The sequence below is a fragment of the Paenibacillus sp. LjRoot153 genome (assembly GCF_964253085.1).
Classification (GTDB): Bacteria; Bacillota; Bacilli; order Paenibacillales; family NBRC-103111; genus Paenibacillus_E.
This window is the reverse complement of the sequence record NZ_CAXUQH020000001.1, coordinates 5,876,714-5,891,875: the sequence shown is the minus strand read 5'-3', so window position 1 is coordinate 5,891,875 and position 15,162 is coordinate 5,876,714. Positions and strand designations below refer to the sequence as shown.

The window sequence follows — 15,162 nt, the reverse complement described above, 5'->3', positions numbered from 1 at the left end:
AATGCATCTAATCCCCAAACCATGGCGATGCCAACACAACAGCTCCAATGAAAACGAGCTGCAGCACAATCCGAACTGCCAATCGAGGCACAGGCCTGCCGTCAATCGTCAACTTCTTGCGTGAAGCGAAGACGTTAGCAGGGAACATTGCGATCAGCATGAGCAATAGTCCGATGGATGCAGCCAGTGACAACATAGGAATCAGTATCCCGATGGCACCGGCGATTTCTAAATAGCCCGTAATCGTTACGACTGAGGCGGGTCTTGGGAAAGCAGGAGGGACCATCCGAATCAGATCTGGACGTCTTTTACCCCAATGTGCGGAGGCTGTAAGCAGAAACATGACAGCGACTGCGCCTTGCAACGCGGCGTGCCAATCATCGAAATATGACCATCCCAGAGAACCCATTCCCCATAAAAGTAGAAAAGATAACATCAGCGCAATGAAAGGTGCCATACGAATACCTCCTGAAGTTCTTATTTGGATTGGTTTTTCAAAATTGTGGACATAAATGTCGACACCTCAGTGGAAATCTGAGCGGTTGTCGAGGCAAAAGAGGAACGGACACGTAATCCCAGGGATAGCAGGACGAACATTTCAGCTGTTTGGTCGGGGTCAACGCTTTCCATAATGACGCCATGGAGCTGACCAAGTGAGATCCAGTTCTTAGCAAATGACACGGATCGCTCATAGAAATGCTGCAGCACATCCGCTACGGTCGGATCATCTTCCTTGCCAAGTAAGTATTTGAGCACTTTGTTGGTGATATCTTGGGGATCTTCTAGCGCAATAAGATTATGACGGATGCTTTGCATCGGTCCATCAAAGGTCTTGGGAGCATGTTCCGTTTCCTGCATGAATTTCGCATTCGTTTCTTCGAGTCGCTCATGCAGCACCCACGCATAAATTTCGTCCTTACTCTTCACATAATGAAAGATAGCTCCTTTCGAGAGCGATGATTGGTCCATGATATCCTTCATCGTGATGGCGTGGCAGCCTTTATCCTTCAGCAGCGCTTTCGTCGCTTCAAGGAGCTTACGTATGGTGATTTCTCTGCGTTCCTCATTCTTCATAGGCCAATCCTCCGTCTATAGGAAATTAATCCTTGTAATCTCATTATATAAACAGACCATCGGTTTGTAAATAGCCAGAAACAAAAGACGCCACAAGAGTCAGACTCCTATCAGCGTCGTTGCCATGCATTTGTATGAACATCAAGCGTCGAAGTGCCCAACATTTGTCTCAACATTAACATCATTGCTCATCCATTCACGCGCATTTGTCCACTTTGGACCGTGGCTCGATACTGACCAGGCGTTAAGCCAGTCCATTTCTTAAATGCATTTTGAAATGCACTGGGTTCGGAAAAATGCAGCACATAAGCGATGTCCCCAACAGAGAACTCCCATTTGCGAAGGTAGCCCATGGCTAATTCTTTGCGGACCTGAATGGAGAGATCGTTGTACGACGTATTCTCTTCTTTCAATTTATGCTGAAGTGTACGTGAGCTCATTTGGAGGAATTCTGCGGTTTGCTGCAAGGTTGGGAAATAGGAAGGCATGCATGTGCGTATCCACTGGACAACTTGCTCAGTAAATCGGCTAGTTTGCGTAAGCTCTTGTCTAGTTTCTTGTGCGATATTCTCAAATATGCTCAGTAACTTAGCATCGGAATAGAGGATGGGGTAATGCAACACATCCTTACTCAATCGCAAGTAATTGCTATTCGCGGCGAAGCGGGGGATTCGCCCAAATACGGATTGATAAGGAGTTAAATCTGCCGGTGCTTCGTGACGAAAAGCTACCTCCAACAGAGGGATTGCACGGTTACTTAGTCTACCGATTAAACGGTATAATGAGCTGGCCATATCTTCTATACAATGACGGGACATCTGTCCCTGACCGGGATGTTGTAGAAACATGGATATCTGAACATCATCACCCTCCACGTCCCAGTCCAAATTAAATCCACTGCATAGCAGCACGTTATATCGTTGATAAGCAGTTAACGCATCGACGACGGATTGGGAATGCATCATGACATAGCCAAGGATGCCCATATCGGCGAATTCCATGATCTGTCCTTGATGTAAGCCGAAATGCGTATCCTGCGTAAAATGGGCCGCGGCTATCGTTAATCGCTCCAATTCCTCGCCTGAAATGCGTGCCTCTACATCCTGGAGAAGACGCGCGTCGAAGGAAGCATATCTGCAAAATTGCTCTGAATCAAAGCCTTTTTGCACAATCGTTTTCATTATGGGGTACACCATAGAAATGGCAACACCTTGGCTTTTCAAGTTGATATTCCCTCCTTTGCGTGAATCAGCAATTGGTTTGCGTGTTTCATCATTCAAATCTAACTACATTCATTCTATGCTGATTATAGTCGCAAATAAGGAGGAAATCATCTTGAAATCGAATATTCTCGTCATTAACGGACATCCGGATCCGCAGAGCTATTGTGCAGCCCTAACTAATGCTTATATCGAAGGGGTTTCAGACAGCAAGGTTGAAATTCAGAGGATTGATATTCATACATTAACGTTTGATCCGAATCTGCAGTTTGGTTATCGTAAGCGTACAGAGCTCGAGGAAGATTTGCTGCATGCACAGGAGCTTATCCGCTGGGCAGATCATCTTGTCTTCGTCTATCCCACCTGGTGGGGAGCGATGCCAGCGATGATGAAGGGGTTCATTGATCGAGTCTTCTTACCTGGCTTCGCTTTCAAATATCGGGAGAAGTCTGTGCTTTGGGATAAGCTGCTAGTCGGTAAATCTGCACATCTCATTGTAACCACGGATACCCCTGCGTGGTATAGTCGATGGATCTATAAGCATGCGGGATATCGCGTGATGAAGCATAATATTTTGCAATTCTGCGGGATAACTCCTGTACGTCTTACCGAGATTGGGCCGATTAAGCCATCTTCACCAGAGAAACGAGCTCATTGGTTAAAGAAAGTAAAGCAACTTGGAACGAAGTTAGCTTAGTTAAACGGCCTAAACTATCGAAATCATAAGCGGGTAAAGCAAAGAGGGAGGTCCCTAAGGATCTCCCTTTTGATCTTACAAACCCTAACGATGTTCCACCAAATCGATTGCTCCTAGAATCACATGAGCAACACCAAAGCCAAGCACACCAATACCAAGAAGCTTATACTTGCTTTTTAGCATAGTAGCACCAGATGCAGAAACGACAGTTCCAAGAACAGCAGGAATCAATCCCTCGCGCATGAACATCACTCCTCCAAGTTTGTTTGGGTTAGGCAAGACATCTTAGTTTGCATCAAAGTCATTTACATATACAGGATGGTCGGATTAATGGAACATAATCGCATCATAACGGAGTAGAAACGGACATTGGCAGGTTATTCCATAACCGCTACGATATAAGGAGGAGTAAGCGATCGCATATTTCACACAAAAAGGAGATTCACATCCATGTCTCATTTTCCAACAAAAGGGTCACAAGGTGTCCGGTTCATGTTTGCGACGGATAGCCAGGTAGAAAGTGTTGCGGTTGCAGGGACTTTTAACAATTGGAATGGCGATAGGGACTTCATGCGTAAAACGGAGGGGGAGAACGTCTGGGAGCTTGAACTTCCGATCCCGAAGGGGAGGCATCTCTATAAATTCGTCGTGAATGGGGAAGCTTGGATATTAGATCCCATGAATCCAAGTGTATCGGAAGATGGGCAAAATAATTCAGCGATCACGGTGACTGAGCATGGCGATGTTCTGATTAGAACAAATGACATATCAGAAGAACAGCCTGGTTATATGTATGAAAATTATACGGCTCTCCCAAGTCCTGAATGGATTAAGAAAGCTGTCATTTACGAACTTCATATTCGAGCATTTACTAAAAACGGTTTTAATGGATTGGTAAATCAAATCAACTATTTCAAAAAACTCGGGGTAAACACGCTGTGGCTAATGCCATTCAACGAAGTTGGGCTTGAAGGTAGGATTGGTAAGTATGGTGATCCGTATGCTGTGAAGGATTTTTATCGTATTGATCCAAGCTTTGGAACGAAAGAGGAACTAGCGGCATTCATTCGTTTAGCTCATGAGAACGGGATGAGGGTCATTCTGGATTGGGTTCTGAACAGAACGAGTGTGGATCATATCATGACTAGAAGTCATCCGGAATTTTTCACGCGGACGGAACAAAATGAGCTATTTTACGATGTGCCCAATCGATCCTATTTCGCAGGGTTACAGTTCGATAATCGCGAAATGCGAAGCTATGTCATTGAGGCCATGAAATATTGGGTTGTTGAGTTTGATTTCGACGGAATTCGATTGGATGATTCGGACATTACCCCGTACGATTTTCTAACAGAAATCAAGCAAAATCTGCAAATGGTGAAAGCTGACCTCATCTTAATTTCACAGTCCTACGATGAGTATCATCATCTTGAATCCTGCGATTTGACCTACGATGGCAAGCTTCGCATACTAATTCGCGATTGGATCGATAGAACGATCTCGCAACAGGAGTTCATGGCCATTTATAACTCTTACAAGTACAGCTTCCCTCGACATGCGCTTAGAATGAGTTGGCTCGAGGAGAAAGAACAGTCAAGAATAGCTTCCTATTTTGGCGAAAAGCTTGCTGGACCCGCAGCAACGATTTTGCTTACGTTAGAAGGTGTTCCATGCTTGATGATGGGGCAGGAGTTCAATGAGCCGACTTTGGCAACATGGACATCGTTATTCGATGAATATCAATTGAATTGGCAGCAATTTGATAGGGAAATGTTTGAACATTATGCCTTTCTCATTCAGCTTCGCACGAGCAATCCAGCGTTTTGGAAGGGGGATTTGACGTTTATCCGTAATTCGGGTGACATGGTTTTGTCGTATACGAGGCATTATGAGAGTGATGCATATTTGATTGTTGTCAATTTATCGCCAGATGCCGTATTTGTGCGGTTTGACAATAACGAGGTTAGCGATGATGATATCAATAATTGGAAAAACGTGATCTATCAAACAGGGCCGGACAATCGCCAGTTTGCGGAAGGCTCATCTGAGCTGTGGCTAGACGGCTATGAGAGTGTCATTTTTAGTAAATTGACTAAGGGTTAGGATGTATGTGAGGTGGAGCTCGGCAAGAGGGGAGGGATCTTCTTCTTGCTCCGAGGTTTACCAAGGCTCCAGGGCCACAGTGGGATGCTGGGAGGCAGCAAGCTTCACTACTGCCCTGATTCCATGAGCACTCCTAAATCCTTATCACTAACGGACACAGGAGACATTATTTGCCTGAAATCAGGCATTCAATTTGGCTAACGGACACAGAAGGCGCTATTGAGCGGATTTCATTTATGTATCAGCCGATCAAGAGCGTTTAACGTCGAATGTGTCCGTTAACTTCTGCACAGAGACATAAATGAAGAGATAACGCTACTGGTGTCCGTTAAGTTAGGTATCATTTTGCTTTCTGCTGGAAAATTGAATTCAAAGACTTGAACTTTGAACGGCTGTAACAGTCGCTCCACAGTAGTTTTACCAAGGTAGGGGCTCCGATTTATGAAAGAATCCCCCAGATGGACCGTCATTAGGAAGAGTAGCCAAATAGACAGCAGTCTCAGCGCCTTCTTGGATTTCCATGAGGGCGTTTTGTCCACCCATGTCTGTTTTTACCCATCCAGGGTGACAGGCATTCACCTTTAAGTTTGAACCCCTGAGTGTAATGGATAGCTGTGCTGTCCACGCATTCAGCGCCGCTTTCGAGACCGTGTAAGCTGGAACGGCACCACCTGCATACATGTCATTGGTTAGAATGGTCGTAATTGAACCGAGAATGCTGGATTGATTAACAATTCGTCCTTCAGGGCTTGCTTTTAAAAGAGGTAGAAGAGCTTCTGTTAACGCATGAGCCCCAAATATATTGACGTCAAACGTACGGCGCATGACATCCGTGTTATTACCTTCATGATCCAAATATATCCCCGCATTGTTAACGAGAATGTCTAGCTTTCCATATTCCTGCCCAATCTTCGCGACAACCTGTTGAATGTGCCCAGGATCCGTCACATCTAATTCAATTGGATAAGCTTCGATTTCTTCATCTCGCAGCTGCTTAGCAGCGTTCTCTGCCTTATGCATATCACGGGCTCCGAGGAGAACAAGGATACCTTGCTGTCCTAGCTGCCGGCCAATTTCTAACCCTATTCCTTTATTAGCTCCTGTTATCAATGCGATTTTCTTAGTCATATCAAGATTACCTCCTATAAATTATGTTTTATACTGATCGGTACAAAATGGGTGAAAAAATGCTCATTCGAGCAAAGTAAGTATCTCAGTTACCGCACTATCGACGTAAGATCGTTCTGGCTGTGTTTTCATCGTAACAGAAAGTCCAATGGCTGAGATCGTCAGTAAGCGTGATAAGGCAGCCGCATTCAACGAATGTGAGAGTTCCCCTGTACGAATGCCCGTTTCAAGCGTTTGTTGGATCAATTCGGTAAGCTTCAACTGGTAGTTCTTCGTAATTTGAGATAAGCTCTCGTCGTGAGGGGCAAGCTCAACCATCGTGTTGATGCATAAGCAACCCAAATCAGGTTTACTCTCGCCAACCCCTTCAATAATCCCTTGGAAATACATGCGCAGCGCTTCTTTTACTGAAACGGCGTTCTGCATCCTGTTGTGAATAAAAGAGAGACTCATGCCTACGTACTTATTAAGCACGGTTTCGAACAATTCTTTCTTTCCCCCAAATGCCGCATAAAGACTTGGACGCTGAATGCCCATTCGAGAGGTCAGATCACTCATTGAAGTCGCTTCAAAGCCTTTTTCCCAAAATACTTGCATGGCTGCAGCCAATGCATGCTGTTCATCAAACTCCCGCGGTCGAACCATAGTCGTGATCACTCTTTCTGTACTTATCGGTACAAAACGATCATATAGCAAATTTAACCAATCGTCAATGTCAATTTTCGTATCTGAAATAGGGCTGTCCTCATGATATAAATAGAGAGATGCCATCAAACTGGCATCCCCTAATAGTCAATACAGCTAAACGATTTTCAATATCTTTCCATCTTGTGTGCACAGGTAAAGCTCGCCTGCCGCGTCCGTACCGAAGGATGTAATATTCAAGCCTGATTCCAGTAAGGTTCGGTTCTTGATCGTTCCGTCACTTTGTTGAGATAATGCCCAAATCTTCCCCGTACCATAATCTGCGTACACGTACCAGCCGTAAAGTTCAGGGAGCTTCGTGCCCCTATACACATAGCCTCCGGTAATCGATACGCCTTGATCACGACCATAGGTAAACAGCGGTTGCTCTAAGCCAGTCTTATTGCAACCTACTTTTGGTTCGTAGCATTCAAATCCTTCTTGAATGCGCCACCCATAGTTTTTACCTTTTTCCACGAGATTAATTTCTTCGAATCTATTCTGGCCAACATCGACTGCCCAGAGCTTTCCTGTAACGGTATCGAAACTGAATCTCCATGGATTCCGCAGTCCGTAGGCATAGATTTCCTTTGCCCCTTTGCTAATAAAAGGATTGTTAGCAGGGATTGCATAGAGAAGCCCACCGTCTTGCTTGTCTACGTCGATACGAAGTATTTTGCCTAGCAGGGACTGTAGGTTTTGGCTATTGTTCTGAGGATCACCGCTGCTGCCACCGTCTCCCGTAGCAATGTACAAGTAACCATCTGGGCCGAAGGCGAGTTGCCCGCCATTGTGATTCGGGTAGGGCTGCTTAAAAGTAAGGAGCACTTGCTCACTATTTGGATCCAGAAGAGCAGGATTGTTAGGAAGCGTGTTGTAGCGAGCGATAACCGTATGGGTCTCCGTCGTGTAGTTCACGTATGCCAACGTTGGATCCTTCGGATGGAAGGCTAGTCCTAGTAACCCTTGTTCGTTTCCACTATCGTTGACGCGATCAGTAATATCGAGAATAAGAGAGGGCTTTTCCTTCGGCTTATCTAGGTTCATGCTGATGATCCTACCAGGCTGCTCAACGATATACAAAAGTTGCGGTGAGTTAACACGATGCTCAAGTCCTACGGGATGATCGAAGTTGTTTGGCTCGAAAATAGTAGTTAGCGAAATGCGGTTCGATGTCGTGGTGGAAGGTTCTGAATCTTTTGACCAAAAGCATGCGGGTAATATAAGTAGAAAGATTAGGCTCATAAATGCAAGACGATAACGCTTAATCATTATCAACCTCCTTAAGGAAGACGTTATTGATCTTCGACGTTCATTTTCATTGTTTTCTTACAAAACCATAGGTAATACCAATAGGACAGTAATAGTGTAATGGTTAACGTGATAAAACTCAAATACCAAGACCAATTTATATATTTGATCAAATCGGTGTATTTTTCTAGTAAAACCTCGCATAAGGTCATGATGGATGGAAAGCTAAGTGTATACATCGTTTTAATCAACCATGATTTCTCACGAGGAAAATGTACGTTGAAAATGGCACTTATAGCTGGGAAAACGAAGTACTCAAAGGTAAAACTTGCTTTATAGACAACGCTAAGAAAACCAACAGGATATTCTATGAATCTTCCCTTAACAACTAATGTACCGAATAACCAAGTGGGGACTTGCATGAACATGAAACTTAATTGCGCTCTCAATAAATCCTTTCTTTTGATGAAAATTACCAAGAGAATAGTCGTAACGATCCAAACGAAGTAAAGAATCATCGTATCCAATGTTAATAGTCCCCTAATTATTTACTAAATTAAATTATGGTCATAACTAGTGGGTGTTAATCATTAAAGAAAAAGGAGTCTAGAATTTTATTTTAAGAATTTTCCCATAAAAGGTTAGTGGAACTTAACCAAACAGATTGGACGCGGAACCATTGAGGCAGTTTAATCGAATCAAAGAGATCTACTTGATGCTTGGCTCCTGCAATCTTGCTTCCACCAAAGAATGCCATGGAGAAAAGCAGCCAACTGTGAAAAATGATGGTTAGTATGTGCATGTGAAATTCCTCTTTTCTTTTATTTTAATATACGACACTTAATGGTGTCCTATTTCAGGATATAACACCATATGGTGTCCTGTAAAGCGAATATTTGGATTTATTTGGTGGAAATCTTCTCCAGTAGTGGATGCGGATCAGTAAACGGCATGAAAAAGCCCTCCAATCGGAGGGCGCACTTGATAAGTTATATGGTGAAAGAATGTTAGCCACAGATACAAAAGCGGCGAGCAAGGAGTCTTTATGTTAATTTTTGGAACATATTCCTTTTACTTAAATAGTGACTAATTAAATAAATTGTAAATTGAATCGGAACAGAGAAGGTATACTTCCACCTTATAGGGTTGTAAATCATCATCCATTTTATTAACGGTTCTCCAACATACGAAGCAAGCAGTGCAAACAGTATTGCTTTAAAAAAAGGATTCGCTTTTGGTTTAACTTGGATAAGAAACATTATAGTTAAAGGCATTAGAGTTATATCCCATGGAAAATATGTGGGAAGAACAGGAATCACATTAAACCTATAGTGCCAGAACCCTAATTGATCGCCAAGTATGTCGAGCATAAGAGAAATGATCATAACAAAAAAACCGACATACAAAATGCGATCGGTGCTATTTTTCTTTCTTACAAAGAACCAAATTATCCAAGGAACTATAGTTGAAATGACGCCAAACCACCATAAGCCTGAAAAAAGGACATATGTTTGCCAATAATGTACTTTTACTTGAATTAAAGATTGAATTTGTTCGGTGTTTTCATCTATGAGTTTGGCAATGTCTATTTTATCCAAAAAAATACCCCCCAATGGAGGTATTATTTGCAAATAATTCGGTTTTATTCGTAGTTGATGAATACGACTTAATATTGAGGTACATAAGGTTATTCGGTGCAGGACTTCCGCATACAATATAATTATCGTAATTTTTCAGCATACATGGGTGAGTATATCCAACAATGCTACAATAGGAGGCATGCAAACATGTCATCTAACACAGAATTAGAATCAACTCCATTACCTCATCGCAGGCTTGCGGTAATCGATACACAATTCCCTTGGAAATTGAGTGGTTTCCGCTATTGGGAAAATAGGCAAATACATGCTCAAAGACCTGACACCATATTTTTTGCTACTCATCCTTACCATGATACATTTCCAACAACCGTTTATCCTTTTTCCGAGTTTCAACATATAGCCATATCCCATGGAATCACGGATGTTTATTGTGTATTTTTGAACCTCACCTTGAGCTTGCTTGGCTTATGCAGTCTTCCCGATGGAAGCCATATGCCTGGATCCAATTTGGGATGGAATATTAGAGCCTTTTTGGAAGATCGAAAAATTAAGCTTCATAGTACATTATATCCTGGAGGCGGTCTAGAACCAGGGACTTCTATTGAATTTTTGAACTACGCAGCCACACATTGCTCAACTATTTTCACGAATATTGATGAAGTGCTGGGCTCTATTCCTTCTAGCCTATACTACCCAGTTGTTATAAATACCGACTTGTTTGCCTACTCACCTAAGCATGCAACTTTGCCGATTGAGGTAACCTTTTGTGCTTTTAATTACCCAAGAAAAGGCTTTCCCTTGTTGATACAGGCATTTAATATGCTTCCTGAGGATTTTCATCTAAACATTGTAGGTGATTGGCAGGATCATTTGCACTTGTTAACGAACAGCCATTATTCGTTTCATGGGCTCTTAGAACCTGAAAGCTTGCGCTCCATCTATAAGAGAACTCATGTGTTTGTAAACTGCAGTTCGCAAGATCAATTTGCTCTAGACGGCTTTCCCACTACAGCGGCTGTCGATGCCATGTCTACGGGCTGTATTTTAGTGTCTACGAATCCTCGAAACGATAGGCTTGTGCTTCAATCGGGGGTCGATTATATTGAGGTAGCAGCAGACGCACAAGCCATTGCTAATACGTTGTTGTGGATTAAAGCAAACTTTAAGGAAGCTTTGAACATAGGAACTCATGGAGCAGAAACAATAAACGAACGTTTTGATGTGAAAAATATTGTTCGTTCAAAATTAAAGCATATGATGGGTAATTTATAATAACCTTTACTACACTATGACAGATTCTTTTTAAATACGGCTGGGACACCAGCATACAATACCCCTCCGGGCACTTGATCCTTTACAAAAGCTCCTCCGCCTATCATCGACCAAGGGCCTATAGTAATTTTCTCACGAACAGCAGATCCAGTCCCTATAAAAACCCCTTCCTCCACTGTGACATTTCCACTTAAGTTAACGCCAGGGGATAGGGTAACATAGTCAGATATTCTGACATCATGGGCGATCGTTACGCTGCTGTTAACTATAACAAAGTGACCAATGTGAACATTGATTGTTATGATGGTGCCTGCACCAATAATAGATCCGATTCCCATATGAATCTTTCTTGATAGTTGTACAGCGGGATGAACAAGACTATCTGCAAACGAAAAACCGAAGTCACTCGTTTTCTGAACGAGCCGTTTCTTTAATTGAGGGCTCCCGACGCCAGCGCAAACGACCTTTATTTGATCACGAAGGTGAATAATATCTGACAAGTCACCGAGTACTGGTATTTCATCAATCATCTGTCCGCGCATCTCCGACCGTTCATCAAGAAAACCTACAACCTCAATATTCAATAGTTCACACAAATGGTTAACCTCACGGCCCATCCCTCCGCAGCCCCAAATGACAAGCTTGCTATCCTTCATGTGAGAGCACTCGCAAAATCTTTTGCACATGGCCTTGGTCCATGTCTTCCCACAACGGCAAATTGATGATCCGCCTTCCAATTTGTTCCGTTATATGAAGAGATGTGCGAGGATAAGACTGAAAAGCAGTCTGTATATGACAGGATGGGGTAAAATAAGTACGGGCTTGAATGCCATGTTTGGCTAGCTTTTGAACGAAATAGGCATTACTGCTTTTTTCAGGGCATAACAAAGAAAAGAATGAATAGGCAACGCTCCCCTGTACTTCTTGCAGTTGCCAGCCAAGATCAAGGAGCCCCGTTTGCTCAAGCTCCTCCATATACCAGTCAAAAATCTGCTCGCGCTTTTGCTTTTTCTGATGGAATACATGGAGTGTGGCGAGTCCGATTGCAGCAGCGTATTCCGATACTTTCCCATTAAGACCCGTTTGCATGGATTCTCGATCTTCGTTAAATCCGAAGTTAGACGCTTGTCGCACCCTATTGATCATCTCTTTATCACTACTGTATATGAGCCCGCCTTCCCCAATTCCAAAGCCCTTCGTTGCATGAAAGCTGAACACAACAGCGCCTGAAAAACCTTGACCAAAATGCTGATTCAACCTAGACCCAATGCTTGCCGCAGCATCAATAACTACGGGGATATTACGTTCTTGCAGGGCTTCATAATAGCTTGTATCCATATTCGTTCCGAAGGTTGCATAGGGGACCACAACAGCAACCTCATCCCCTAATCGATGGATCACTTGCTCCAGTAGCTCTTCATTCATGCACCAATCTCGTTCGTTTACATCTATAAAATATGGCTCCAATCCGCACCACATTGCGGCTAATGGTGTTGCAGCGAACGTGAAACTAGGCATCAGCGCATATTTACCTGGACGTTTGATCTGAGAGATAGCTAGGATAAGTCCTGTTGTTGCGTTATTGACAGTTACGGCATACCCTTCGTCTTGAAATAAATCATGAATTAATTGCTGTTCAAAGCTTGTATTCAAGGCTCCGTAATTGGTATAGGATCTAGAATCATCAATCTGCTTCAAATAGTCTATATATTCTTCTTTCACTACAAGCTTGGGCCGTAGAAAGGGGATATCAAACATGAAGGTTCTCACCTTCCTTATATTGGTTGGTCGGGGAAAAGGACTTCAATTTCGATTCAGCCAAATGATATTGATCATCCAAAATTGTCACTCTCCTTCGGGGTAGCTGAATAACAGACTGCAGTATCGACTGAATAATTTACATGGGATTATTATATGAAATATTAAATTTCCAAGTATCAGCAGGTGTACTGTGTATTACAAAAACCTCTACGATTGGATTTTTTTGGATTTTTGGACATGAGAAAACCTCCAACTACGCTCATCTCAAGCGGGTTGGAGGTTTGTCGGTGAACATATCAGGGGACTTGGGTGGAATAATAAAAGGGAATTTCCAGATTTATCTAGAATAAATATGAATTCAACAAAATGAGTCTGTTATGTGAGGAGAATGGTGAAGTGATCTATTTATACATAGTGATTCTAATATTCTTCTTCTTTTATCTTAATTTTATCTTACCTACACAATGGCTAAAAATTGAACGGATTACATATCCTCTGGATTTAAATTTAAAAATCCTACAGATTAGTGACTTACATGTAGAACGATTAAGAATAAGTCCTACAAAAATAGCCACAATTATCAATGATGAAAAACCAAACCTTATTTTTATTACAGGTGATTTTACAAAACATCGTAAAAGGCTCTCTAAACTAGAAAAGTATCTAAGAGCTATGACTATTGGTAATGTACCTATTTATTGTGTACTCGGCAACCATGATTATCAGCAAAAAAATGTCATGGATTTAATAAATCTATTAAGGAAGTATGGATTACATGTATTAAGAAATGAATCGGTACACTTAGATCAAATTGAATTAATTGGAATTGATGATTTTGATTCAGGTAAGAGCAACATAGAAACATCGTTTCAAAATGTTGATCAAACTAGAACTAAAGTTATTATTACGCACGATCCTAACATCGTTCTACATTTGAACAAGTACTATGAATATTTAATGGCTGGACATCTACATGGCAAACAATTTAATATTCCATTTTTGTTTAGAATGAAAGACGCGGGTAAATTGCCTCGAATGGGGATATATAAGGGTCTACATAAAAATCAATATGGGGCTTACTACATATCTAAGGGAATTGGGCAGACGGGTATTAATGCTAGATTTTTTGTCAGAAGTGAGATAACGATGCACTATTTATAACTTGAAGCACTTATAAAAAGGATACAATGCATCATCTCACAAGAATATGACTGAACTTATTCATAATTATCCATTTCCTCCTCATAATTTACAGTGCTCGTTTGCTTCCAGATGGCACTCAGAACGTTTTCCCAATACAGCTTCATTTGTTCCCGCGTGTTCGGATGATCCAATTTCTCTTGATGGAAGCTGATCGTTGTTCGACTAGGTTGATTAGATAAAAGCCGGATTTGCAGCGTTGACGGCTTCTCCCAATCCTTCTTGCCCCACTTTAAGCGAAGCTGCTTGAAAGGCTTTACTATCCGTAGCTGACCCGAAATCCCCTCATCGGAGGTAAAAATCTCTCCCTCGTTAAATGCAAGAGGTGATACGTTTCCAAGCCACAATTTTATCCCTTCGGGAGAGGTTAGAAACGACCATACCTGTTCTGGCGAGATTGGAAACGTCCTCCTAACACCGACTTGGAAACCTGCAGATATCGTTTGACCAACAAGCTTGCGCGATTCAATATTCTGATGTTTAATAGTAACACCTCCGTCAAAATGTTTGTTAGCACTCACTATCTTTTGCTCGAAAAATTAAGGGCTTAACGCCCTGACGAACAAATCGATACTTGATCTCATAATATCTTGCTTGGATTTTGTTGTAATCTCAGAACTGACAAACAACTGTGAAATGAATGCCCCGTAATTCATCCACATGAAAGTAATCGCTTGCATCTCCGCATCGGTTGAAACCAATTTGTTCTTTCTCTGCATGTCCATGAAATAATTCGTCAATAACTCCAATAGTTTCCGAGGATGCTTTTGTGCTTTTTCGCGGATTTCAGCCAATTCATTATCGCTCAATACAATGAGGAACAATTTTCGGTTACGAACCATTAATTCATGATACATTTGGCTAATCATGAGCAAGTCTGATCCAAGGTCCCATATTACTTTCTCGTTAAAAATTTTGGTCATTTCAATCGAATAATGATAATGGTCAACTGCTTTATCGAGCAGGTTTTGCTTGCTGCCGAAATTACGGAACAATGTCATCTCACTGACGCCTGCTGCTGCTGCAATCTCCTTCGTAGATACGCCTTTATAGCCTTTTTCAGCCATTAGGTCTATTGCTGCTTGCATCAATTTGGCTCTATTGTCCAAGATCATCTTATTCTCCATAATTACCTTCCCGGCTCGTTTAATGAATTGTAGTTAGTGCTAAC

The 15,162-nt window shown here is 42.1% G+C and carries 18 protein-coding genes; 4 read left to right on the top strand and 14 right to left on the bottom strand.

Going from position 1 to position 15,162, the window contains the following annotated elements:
- Positions 1 to 7: 7 nt before the first annotated feature.
- The 3 genes from ACSQ8P_RS25520 to ACSQ8P_RS25510 form a co-directional block, all read right to left on the bottom strand.
- On the bottom strand, positions 8 to 457 hold the full coding sequence (locus ACSQ8P_RS25520; protein ID WP_436237752.1) for a DoxX family protein: 450 nt from the start codon (positions 455 to 457) through the stop codon (positions 8 to 10).
- A gap of 20 nt (positions 458 to 477) precedes the next feature.
- The gene (locus ACSQ8P_RS25515) at positions 478 to 1,074 is read right to left on the bottom strand and encodes a TetR/AcrR family transcriptional regulator (protein ID WP_436237751.1); all 597 of its coding nucleotides are present in this window, start codon (positions 1,072 to 1,074) and stop codon (positions 478 to 480) included.
- 188 nt (positions 1,075 to 1,262) lie between these two features.
- Complete coding sequence (locus ACSQ8P_RS25510) at positions 1,263 to 2,297, bottom strand: AraC family transcriptional regulator (RefSeq protein WP_436237750.1); 1,035 nt, start codon at positions 2,295 to 2,297, stop codon at positions 1,263 to 1,265.
- 112 nt (positions 2,298 to 2,409) lie between these two features.
- Here ACSQ8P_RS25510 and ACSQ8P_RS25505 point away from each other — a divergent pair, with 112 nt between their 5' ends.
- Positions 2,410 to 2,991, top strand: a complete 582-nt coding sequence (locus ACSQ8P_RS25505; RefSeq protein WP_436237749.1) for an NAD(P)H-dependent oxidoreductase — start codon at positions 2,410 to 2,412, stop codon at positions 2,989 to 2,991.
- Between the two features lie 84 nt (positions 2,992 to 3,075).
- Here the strand turns inward: ACSQ8P_RS25505 and ACSQ8P_RS25500 are convergent, their stop codons facing one another.
- Entirely contained in the window at positions 3,076 to 3,234 is a 159-nt protein-coding gene (locus ACSQ8P_RS25500) for an asparagine synthase (protein WP_436237748.1), read from the bottom strand.
- A gap of 207 nt (positions 3,235 to 3,441) precedes the next feature.
- Between ACSQ8P_RS25500 and ACSQ8P_RS25495 the strand changes: the two genes are divergently transcribed.
- Positions 3,442 to 5,094 carry an alpha-amylase family glycosyl hydrolase gene (locus tag ACSQ8P_RS25495; protein WP_436237747.1) on the top strand — a complete coding sequence of 551 codons (1,653 nt, stop codon included), beginning with the start codon at positions 3,442 to 3,444 and terminating at the stop codon, positions 5,092 to 5,094.
- A gap of 417 nt (positions 5,095 to 5,511) precedes the next feature.
- Here ACSQ8P_RS25495 and ACSQ8P_RS25490 read toward each other — a convergent pair whose 3' ends face one another.
- From ACSQ8P_RS25490 to ACSQ8P_RS25465, 6 genes are all read right to left on the bottom strand, one after another.
- On the bottom strand, positions 5,512 to 6,222 hold the full coding sequence (locus ACSQ8P_RS25490; protein ID WP_436237746.1) for an SDR family oxidoreductase: 711 nt from the start codon (positions 6,220 to 6,222) through the stop codon (positions 5,512 to 5,514).
- 63 nt (positions 6,223 to 6,285) lie between these two features.
- Positions 6,286 to 6,867, bottom strand: a complete 582-nt coding sequence (locus ACSQ8P_RS25485) for a TetR/AcrR family transcriptional regulator (RefSeq protein WP_436239601.1) — start codon at positions 6,865 to 6,867, stop codon at positions 6,286 to 6,288.
- A 156-nt stretch (positions 6,868 to 7,023) separates the two neighbouring features.
- On the bottom strand, positions 7,024 to 8,178 hold the full coding sequence (locus ACSQ8P_RS25480) for a PQQ-dependent sugar dehydrogenase (RefSeq protein WP_436237745.1): 1,155 nt from the start codon (positions 8,176 to 8,178) through the stop codon (positions 7,024 to 7,026).
- 23 nt (positions 8,179 to 8,201) lie between these two features.
- The gene (locus ACSQ8P_RS25475) at positions 8,202 to 8,675 is read right to left on the bottom strand and encodes a CBO0543 family protein (protein ID WP_436239600.1); all 474 of its coding nucleotides are present in this window, start codon (positions 8,673 to 8,675) and stop codon (positions 8,202 to 8,204) included.
- Between the two features lie 101 nt (positions 8,676 to 8,776).
- The gene (locus ACSQ8P_RS25470) at positions 8,777 to 8,959 is read right to left on the bottom strand and encodes a hypothetical protein (protein WP_436237744.1); all 183 of its coding nucleotides are present in this window, start codon (positions 8,957 to 8,959) and stop codon (positions 8,777 to 8,779) included.
- A gap of 241 nt (positions 8,960 to 9,200) precedes the next feature.
- On the bottom strand, positions 9,201 to 9,755 hold the full coding sequence (locus tag ACSQ8P_RS25465; protein WP_436237743.1) for a CBO0543 family protein: 555 nt from the start codon (positions 9,753 to 9,755) through the stop codon (positions 9,201 to 9,203).
- A gap of 189 nt (positions 9,756 to 9,944) precedes the next feature.
- On the opposite strand from ACSQ8P_RS25465, the gene ACSQ8P_RS25460 reads away from it, so the two are divergent.
- The gene (locus ACSQ8P_RS25460; RefSeq protein ID WP_436237742.1) at positions 9,945 to 11,030 is read left to right on the top strand and encodes a glycosyltransferase; all 1,086 of its coding nucleotides are present in this window, start codon (positions 9,945 to 9,947) and stop codon (positions 11,028 to 11,030) included.
- Between the two features lie 14 nt (positions 11,031 to 11,044).
- Here ACSQ8P_RS25460 and ACSQ8P_RS25455 read toward each other — a convergent pair whose 3' ends face one another.
- Positions 11,045 to 11,686 (bottom strand): acetyltransferase, encoded by a 642-nt coding sequence (locus ACSQ8P_RS25455; RefSeq protein ID WP_436237741.1) that lies wholly within the window; start codon positions 11,684 to 11,686, stop codon positions 11,045 to 11,047.
- Positions 11,676 to 12,788 carry a DegT/DnrJ/EryC1/StrS family aminotransferase gene (locus tag ACSQ8P_RS25450; protein ID WP_436237740.1) on the bottom strand — a complete coding sequence of 371 codons (1,113 nt, stop codon included), beginning with the start codon at positions 12,786 to 12,788 and terminating at the stop codon, positions 11,676 to 11,678. The genes ACSQ8P_RS25455 and ACSQ8P_RS25450 overlap by 11 nt, the downstream gene beginning before the upstream one ends.
- Before the next feature lie 417 nt (positions 12,789 to 13,205).
- Between ACSQ8P_RS25450 and ACSQ8P_RS25445 the strand changes: the two genes are divergently transcribed.
- Entirely contained in the window at positions 13,206 to 13,952 is a 747-nt protein-coding gene (locus ACSQ8P_RS25445) for a metallophosphoesterase (protein ID WP_436237739.1), read from the top strand.
- 56 nt (positions 13,953 to 14,008) lie between these two features.
- Here the strand turns inward: ACSQ8P_RS25445 and ACSQ8P_RS25440 are convergent, their stop codons facing one another.
- Both ACSQ8P_RS25440 and ACSQ8P_RS25435 read right to left on the bottom strand, forming a co-directional pair.
- Entirely contained in the window at positions 14,009 to 14,512 is a 504-nt protein-coding gene (locus ACSQ8P_RS25440; RefSeq protein ID WP_436237738.1) for an SRPBCC family protein, read from the bottom strand.
- An 18-nt stretch (positions 14,513 to 14,530) separates the two neighbouring features.
- On the bottom strand, positions 14,531 to 15,118 hold the full coding sequence (locus tag ACSQ8P_RS25435; RefSeq protein WP_436237737.1) for a TetR/AcrR family transcriptional regulator: 588 nt from the start codon (positions 15,116 to 15,118) through the stop codon (positions 14,531 to 14,533).
- Positions 15,119 to 15,162 lie beyond the last annotated feature (44 nt).